Source organism: Halorubrum tibetense, from assembly GCF_042661865.1.
Classification (GTDB): domain Archaea; phylum Halobacteriota; class Halobacteria; order Halobacteriales; family Haloferacaceae; genus Halorubrum; species Halorubrum tibetense.
This window is the reverse complement of record NZ_JBHSWW010000129.1, coordinates 1-6662: the sequence shown is the minus strand read 5'-3', so window position 1 is coordinate 6662 and position 6662 is coordinate 1. Positions and strand designations below refer to the sequence as shown.

The following is a 6662-nucleotide window of genomic DNA, read 5'->3' as shown; positions in this document are numbered from 1 at the left end:
CCGCCGGCTGGCAGGGCCACGGGTTCATGCGCGCGCCGGCGATGGGCGAACACGTCGCGGAGGGAGTGGTGGCGTCGCTGTCGGCCGGGTCGGACGTGAGAGCGGGATCACGGTCCGCGCGGTCGCCGTGGGTCGACGCGTTCGACCCGAACCGGTTCGACGGCGACGAGGAGTTCGAGATCCGCGAGGGAATGAGCGTGGAGAGCCGTGGCGAGCACGGTTCCCGAAAGCACTAACCGCAGCTACTCGTCGGCGTCCGCGTCCTCCTCCTCGACGACCTGCACGTCGTCGGCGACGCCGTCCTTCGGGATCTCGACTTCGAGGGTGCCGTTGCGAGTGAGCGTCGCGGTGGCACCCTGCGGGGTCACGTCGGCGTCGGCGGGGAGGGTGGCGCTGCCCGACAGGGTGAGTCCGCGACCGGGGAACATCAGTTCGAACCCGTCGTAGAACTCGCGGAAGCGGTCGAGTCGGACTTCGACCGTGTGATCGAGGAACTTCACCTTGACGTCCTCGCCGCGGACGCCGGGTGCGTCGAACACGACGAGGTACGCGTCGTCGCTCTCGAGGAGGTCGTACGAGAGCGGCCGTCGCTCCTGCATCTTGCTCCAGCCGCGACCCACCTTCTCGAGCGCACGGCGGAACACGGACCGGCCGGTGTCGACGATTCGGGCCACCGTCAGACCTCGATCTCGGCGAGCTCGCTTCCGCCACAGTACGGGCACGTCAGGTCGCCGACCGCGTGGTCGTCGGGGACGTCGTAGGTGTAGTGGTTCTCGAACATATCGAGGTCGCAGTCGTCGGTGAGACACTCGACCTCCTTCGTTGCAGGCATGTGTGCAGATACGGCCGCGCGACTAATCAACGTTGGCCTCGAATCACGGCGATAGCGGCGCGGGCGATAGGAGTGGCAGCGGCGAGGGCGGTAGCGGCGAGGGCGGCAGCGGCGAGGGCGGTAGCGACGAGACTGACGCGATCGGACCGCCGAGCGGTCGTCGGGAGAGGATGCGGGCGGACCGTGGAGGGATCGACGAAAGAGCGGCACCGACGGCTTCATTAGACGGACTCACCCACCGATCGGTAATGGGCGACCTCGACGGGATCGAGCCGGCGTGGCGGACGCTGAAACGCAAGTGGGAGCACAGCTTTCACCCGATGTGTTCGTACATGGGGATGTTCCCCGCGTCGCTGCCGCACTACTTCGTCCGGAAGCTGACCGACGAGGGGGACGTGGTGCTGGACCCGTTCTCGGGTCGCGGGACGACGGCGCTCCAGGCGTGTGTCGACGGGCGGGTCGGGATCGGCAACGACCTCAACCCGATGGCGTACGTGCTCACCCGCGCGAAGGTGAACCCGCCGCCGTCGGCCGCGGTCGCCGAGCGGCTCGACGAGCTCTCCGCGGCGTACACCCGACCGCCGATGGACGACGTACCGGACCGGATCCGAATGCTGTACCACGAGCGGACGCTCGGGCATCTCGTCTACCTCAAACGCGAGTTCGGCCTGGGAGAGCAGGGGGTCCCGGAAGACCTTCACGCGCTGTCGGACGTGGACAACTTCATCGCCGCGATGCTGCTCGGCGTGATGCACGGCCAGAGCGACGCGTACCTCTCGGTGCCGATGCCGAACACGTTCTCGATGTCGGAGAACTACCTCGGCAACTACATCGAGGAGGAGGGGTTGGAGGTCCCGGACCGAGACGTGTTCCAGAAGCTGCTCGAACGGCTACGGACCGTGTACAGCGACGGGCGGCCGGAACGGCGCGGTCACGCGGTGTACGGTGACGTGCGCGACCTCCCCGAGGCGCTGGCGGAGATCGATGACGCCGGGGGCGACGTCGGCGACGGCGTCGACCTCCTGTTCACCTCCCCGCCGTACCTCAAGGTGCTCAAGTACGGGCTCTACAACTGGATCCGGCTCTGGTTCCTCGACGAGGAGCCCGACGTCGTCGACGAGCGGCTGGACGACGAGCTCGATCTCGCGGAGTACCTGGAGTTCATGACCGACACCCTCCGCGTCGCCGACGAGGTCCTCGACGACGAGACCGGCGTCGCGGCGTTCGTCATCGGTGACGTCGACCAGGGCGACGAAGTGATCAACCTCGCCCGCGAGGTCGCCGACGCGGTCGTCGAGCCGATGGACGGGTTCGAGGTCGGCGGGATCGTCGAGGACCGCGTCCCCGACAACGAGAAAGTATCGCGGATCTGGGGCGAGACGAAGGGCGAGGCGACGGAGATCGACCGTATCCTGATCGCTCACCGGGGCGAGTTGACGATCAAGGAGGACCCCGACGGGCTCAAAACGAAGACCGTGCGCGGGACACAGGAGACGCTCGGCTCGTTCGGGTGACTCCCGTGTCTACCGAACGCCCCCGTCCCGTCTACGGGGTCGACTTCAGCGCCGCCGAGCGCGACGCGGGCGGGAAGACGTGGATCACGACCGGAACAGTCGTCGACGGTGGCATCGAGATACGGAGCGTCGAGCCGCTCGTCGAGTTCTTGAGTCTCCCATCGGCGGCCCGTTCCGAGGCGTTGCGGGCGCTCGCCGACTGGATCCGCGGGCTCGACGAGGCCGCGGTCGTCGGCCTCGACGTCCCGTTCGGGCTGCCGGCGTTCCTCGTCGAGGCGGCGGGATACGGCTCGTGGCGGGGATTTATAACTGATTTTCCGGGGTCGCTGGTTGGTGACGCCGATGGCGACGCCACGGATCCGGTCCGCGCGTTCGCGGAGCGGTGTGTCGCGCTGACCGACGAGTACGGCGAGGGAACCTACGACAAACGCCGGACGGACGCCGCCGTGGGCGCGCGCTCGCCGTACGGGTTCATCGCCGACACGATCACCTTCTACGGGATTCGGGACGTGCTCGCGCCCGTCGTCGACGACGTTCGGGTCGCACCGATGGACACCGCGGGCGACATAAAAGGAAACGCTCTCGAGTGGCGACCTGACGCCCCGGCCGGCCCGACCCTCGTCGAGACGTACCCGGCCGCGGTGTTCGACGCACTCGGCCTGTGTCGGACGAAATATAAAGGGGCGAGCGACGCGGAGACGACCCGACGGCGGCGGAACGCGGAGGGGTTGGCCGCGACGGGCGAGCTCACATATAAATCGGGCGAGCGTCTCCTCGACCGGATCGTCGCGAACGGCGGCGGCGACGCCCTCGACTCGGTCGCCGCCTGTCTCGGGGCGTTCGGCGCGCTCGAGAGCGGGTACGCCGTCACCGGCGACTCGGTCGATCCGGAGGCCGTCGCGGTCGAGGGGTATATATACGCGCTGCGGGGTCGCTGAGTGGCGGGTCGTCCTTGCAGTGGGTCCGTACTGCAGTGCGTTGCCGATGCGGTGTGCCGTTGGTACGGTGAGTGGTCGCTCCGACGAGGTGGCCGACTTCGGGGAAGATCACTTATATACGCAGCAGGGGCCGCTCGTGACCTCCTTATATACCCGCGCTGCGCAGCCGCTCGGGAACCACGGTTCGTTCGGCGAGGAGGACGAGGAGCGTCCCGAGCGCGACGCCGACGAGGACCCCGGGGCCGTACGGGAAGAGCGCGGGCTCGAACGCCAGAGAGATACCGAGCAGTAGCGACGCGAGCAGTATCCCGCCGCCGAAGGCCACGTAGGTGAGCGTCTCCAGCCGATCTGGCGGAAGTCGATCCCGCGCGAGCCACGCGAGCGGTCCGAAGACGATGACGGTCGCCACGGCCCAGCCGGCAGCGACCCCCCACGGTCGGGGGTCGGCGGCGGCGAACTGGACGACGCCGAACACACAGAACAGGCCGATCGCGACGTAGCTGCCGAGTCGCTGGCGGCGGGAGGGCTTGTCCGGGGACATACGAGGCGATGTCGTTTCCAGGGGTAAAACGATACGGTACGACGCGACGGATACCTCCGCCTGAAGGCGGAGGAGGATGTCACGTCGAAGATGGCGTATCGGGAGGATACTGGCTGTCCAGTGTGCGTTCAGTAAGTCTCTACTTCGACATCGAGGCGTTCGAAGTCTTCGACGTTTCGTGTGAGAACGGGCTCCTCGACGACGTCGGCTGTCGCACCGATAATCACGTCACCGTCACCGACCGCATTCCCTTCGCGCATCAGTTCGTCGGAGAGACGCCCTGCTTTCCGCATTACGGCTGTATCGGCGGGTTGTATGGGCTTCGAGGCGAGGACGTTCTCAACCTTCTCGCGTTCCTCACCCGACTGTCCTGAGCGAGCGATACCGTAGTACAGCTCGAACAGCGTCATCGCTGAAAGCCGCTGTTGGATCAGCTCGGTTTCTAACTCCCTCGCTTTCTCCACGGCGTCTTCATCGCCGTTCATCAGGTCGATCAGGAAGGATGTGTCCCGGAGCACGCTACGCTTTCTCCATCTCTGCCGTGATCCGCTCCAACTCATCACTCCGACGATCGCGCCGTTCATCGATGGCTTCGCGGAAGGCGTCGGCCTCTTCGTCGCTGAGGACCCCCGCGAGTTCCAGCAGGGAGCGCTCGCCTGCAAGCCTCAGAACGACGTCTGAGAAAGTCTCCTCTTCGCGTTTGCGGGCTTCCAGTCGCTCGTAAGCGTCCTCGGAGAGGCGGATGCTCTTCGACATGTGCATACAGTTGTATGCAGACTCGCAAAGACCTTTCCTGATGACGGCATACGTTTGCCGGATCCGCGATGAACCGCTCGACCGGGCGATCGAGATATTGTCGTCGTATCTGTGAGGCACCCGCCGTTGCCTGGCACCTCACGACTTTTCGACCGTCTGTCGTATCGACGATGCGACCGTCCCGGCCCATCCGCACGCGTTTTCCGTCTCGACCGAGTACGGGACGGCAATATGACCGTTCCGCCCGCGTCCGGCGGCGGCTCCGCCCCGCCGCGTCCGACGGACCTCGCCGTCACCATCGTCGACGGCTACGTCGACGAGCCGGCCCACTTCGGCGTGCCGCCGTACGTCTCGACGTATCCGCGGTACACCGCCGGCGCGCTCGTCGACGCGGGGGTTCCCGAGTCGTCGATCACCTACCACACGATCGACGAGCTCCGCGAGGACCGGTCGAAACACGCCGACGTGGCGGACGCCGACCTGTTCGTCTACGTCGGCGGGATGACGGTTCCGGGAAAGTACGTCGGCGGGACGCCCGCCGAGCCCGACGAGGTCCGCGAGCTCGGCTGGACCGCCGACGGCGTCACGCTGCTCGGCGGCCCGGTGCGGTTCGGCGTCGGGGAGGAGAACGCGGGTGCACAGGAGATGGAGCGCGACGACCTCGATTACGAGTTCGTCGCCAAAGGGGACGTCGAGGCCGCCGCGTACGACCTCGTCGACTCCGGGCTCGAGGGGTTCAACAACCGGATGCGCGACAACGCGGAGGTGGACCGCTGGGCGTCGAAGGGAGCGTTCGTCGTCGAGCAGCATCCGAACCACCCCGACTACCTCATCTGCGAGATGGAGACTTCCCGGGGGTGTGCGTACCGCTGTTCGTTCTGTACGGAGCCGCTGTACGGCAACCCCGCGTTCAGGGCGGCGCGCTCCGTCGTCGACGAGGTCGACGCGCTCTCGGACCGAGGAGTGAAACACTTCCGGCTGGGCCGACAGGCGGACATCCTCGCGTTCGGCGGCGACGGCGAGGCCCCGAACCCCGACGCGTTACGCGAGCTGTACGGCGGCATCCGCGCGGTCGCGCCCGACCTGAAGACGCTCCACCTCGACAACATGAACCCGGTGACGATCACGGAGTACCCCGAAGCCTCCCGGGAGGCGATCCGGGTCATCGCCGAGCACAACACGCCCGGCGACACGGCGGCGTTCGGGCTCGAATCCGCGGATCCCGTGGTTCAAGAGCAGAACAACCTGCTCGTCACCGCCGAGGAGTGTCTGGAGGCCGTTCGCGTCGTCAACGAGGAAGGTGGGTGGCGACCGGGCGACGAGCCGGCCGGCGCACCCGGGGGCGTCCCGGGCCCGAACGACGAGTATCGGTACGGCCCCTCGACCGGTCCGGACGCCTCGCCGCGGCTCCCGAAACTCCTCCCCGGGATCAACCTCGTCCACGGGCTGACGGGCGAGCGGCCGGAGACGTACGAACACAACAAGCGGTTCCTCCAGTCGGTGTACGACGAGGGGCTGATGCTCCGCCGGATCAACATCCGACAGGTGATGGCGTTCGCGGGCACGGAGATGGCCGAGACGGGCGCGGAGATCGCTCAGGAGCACAAAGACCAGTTCCAGGCGTACAAACGCGAGGTTCGCGAGACGATCGACAACCCGATGCTCGACCGAGTGGTGCCGCCGGGAACGGTCCTGCCCGACGTTCACTTGGAGTACCACCAAGACGGAAAGACGTTCGGCCGGCAGCTCGGGACGTACGCGCTGCTCGTCGCCGTTCCCGGCGAGCGCGAGCTCGGGACCGCCATCGACGTGGCGATCACCGACCACGGCTACCGGTCCGTCACGGGCGTCCCCTACCCGCTCGACATCAACGCCGCGTCGATGAACGAGCTGACCGCGATCCCGGGGATCAACCGAAGCAAAGCGGGCGATGTCGTCGTCGGCCGTCCGTACGACTCCGTCGACGACGTCGACGCCGGCGTGGCGGACCTCTCCCGGTTCGCGGTCGCCGGCGACACCGCCGTGTCGATCCCCGGCCGCGACACGCCGGGATCGGGCCCCGGGCCGGACGCGCGTTCCCC

General features: G+C 67.4%; 8 protein-coding genes and 1 pseudogene. 4 read left to right on the top strand and 5 right to left on the bottom strand.

Features of this window, described 5'->3' with window-relative positions; all coding sequences use genetic code 11:
• A pseudogene (locus ACFQEU_RS09505) lies at nucleotides 1-236 on the top strand (sarcosine oxidase); the annotation flags it as partial.
• 6 nt (nucleotides 237-242) lie between these two features.
• On the opposite strand, the gene ACFQEU_RS09500 reads toward ACFQEU_RS09505, so the two are convergent.
• A complete protein-coding gene (locus ACFQEU_RS09500; RefSeq protein ID WP_379781539.1) occupies nucleotides 243-674 on the bottom strand; it encodes an Hsp20/alpha crystallin family protein in 432 nt (143 codons plus the stop codon).
• 2 nt (nucleotides 675-676) lie between these two features.
• Nucleotides 677-832, bottom strand: coding sequence for a DUF7559 family protein (locus tag ACFQEU_RS09495; RefSeq protein WP_379781537.1), 156 nt, complete (start codon nucleotides 830-832; stop codon nucleotides 677-679).
• A 32-nt stretch (nucleotides 833-864) separates the two neighbouring features.
• Here ACFQEU_RS09495 and ACFQEU_RS09490 point away from each other — a divergent pair, with 32 nt between their 5' ends.
• Nucleotides 865-2346, top strand: coding sequence for a DNA methyltransferase (locus ACFQEU_RS09490; protein WP_379781535.1), 1482 nt, complete (start codon nucleotides 865-867; stop codon nucleotides 2344-2346).
• Between the two features lie 5 nt (nucleotides 2347-2351).
• Nucleotides 2352-3284 (top strand): hypothetical protein, encoded by a 933-nt coding sequence (locus ACFQEU_RS09485; protein ID WP_379781533.1) that lies wholly within the window; start codon nucleotides 2352-2354, stop codon nucleotides 3282-3284.
• A gap of 145 nt (nucleotides 3285-3429) precedes the next feature.
• On the opposite strand, the gene ACFQEU_RS09480 is transcribed toward ACFQEU_RS09485, so the two are convergent.
• The 3 genes from ACFQEU_RS09480 to ACFQEU_RS09470 all read right to left on the bottom strand — a co-directional run bounded on the left by ACFQEU_RS09480 (nucleotide 3430) and on the right by ACFQEU_RS09470 (nucleotide 4581).
• The gene (locus tag ACFQEU_RS09480; RefSeq protein ID WP_379781531.1) at nucleotides 3430-3825 is read right to left on the bottom strand and encodes a hypothetical protein; all 396 of its coding nucleotides are present in this window, start codon (nucleotides 3823-3825) and stop codon (nucleotides 3430-3432) included.
• A 128-nt stretch (nucleotides 3826-3953) separates the two neighbouring features.
• Complete coding sequence (locus tag ACFQEU_RS09475) at nucleotides 3954-4409, bottom strand: type II toxin-antitoxin system VapC family toxin (protein ID WP_379781529.1); 456 nt, start codon at nucleotides 4407-4409, stop codon at nucleotides 3954-3956.
• The gene (locus tag ACFQEU_RS09470; protein ID WP_379781527.1) at nucleotides 4345-4581 is read right to left on the bottom strand and encodes an antitoxin VapB family protein; all 237 of its coding nucleotides are present in this window, start codon (nucleotides 4579-4581) and stop codon (nucleotides 4345-4347) included. Before ACFQEU_RS09470 ends, ACFQEU_RS09475 begins: the two co-directional genes overlap by 65 nt.
• 231 nt (nucleotides 4582-4812) lie before the next feature.
• Here ACFQEU_RS09470 and ACFQEU_RS09465 point away from each other — a divergent pair.
• Nucleotides 4813-6662 (top strand): radical SAM protein (locus tag ACFQEU_RS09465; RefSeq protein ID WP_379781525.1); only part of this gene is annotated, 1850 nt, incomplete at its 3' end.

Bases quoted from the DNA above. Each gene is read 5' to 3' on its own strand.
- ACFQEU_RS09495 (WP_379781537.1), bottom strand. From the start codon at position 832: ATGCCTGCAACGAAGGAGGTCGAGTGTCTCACCGACGACTGCGACCTC.
- ACFQEU_RS09480 (WP_379781531.1), bottom strand. From the start codon at position 3,825: ATGTCCCCGGACAAGCCCTCCCGCCGCCAGCGACTCGGCAGCTACGTC.
- ACFQEU_RS09475 (WP_379781529.1), bottom strand. From the start codon at position 4,409: ATGAACGGCGCGATCGTCGGAGTGATGAGTTGGAGCGGATCACGGCAG.
- ACFQEU_RS09470 (WP_379781527.1), bottom strand. From the start codon at position 4,581: ATGTCGAAGAGCATCCGCCTCTCCGAGGACGCTTACGAGCGACTGGAA.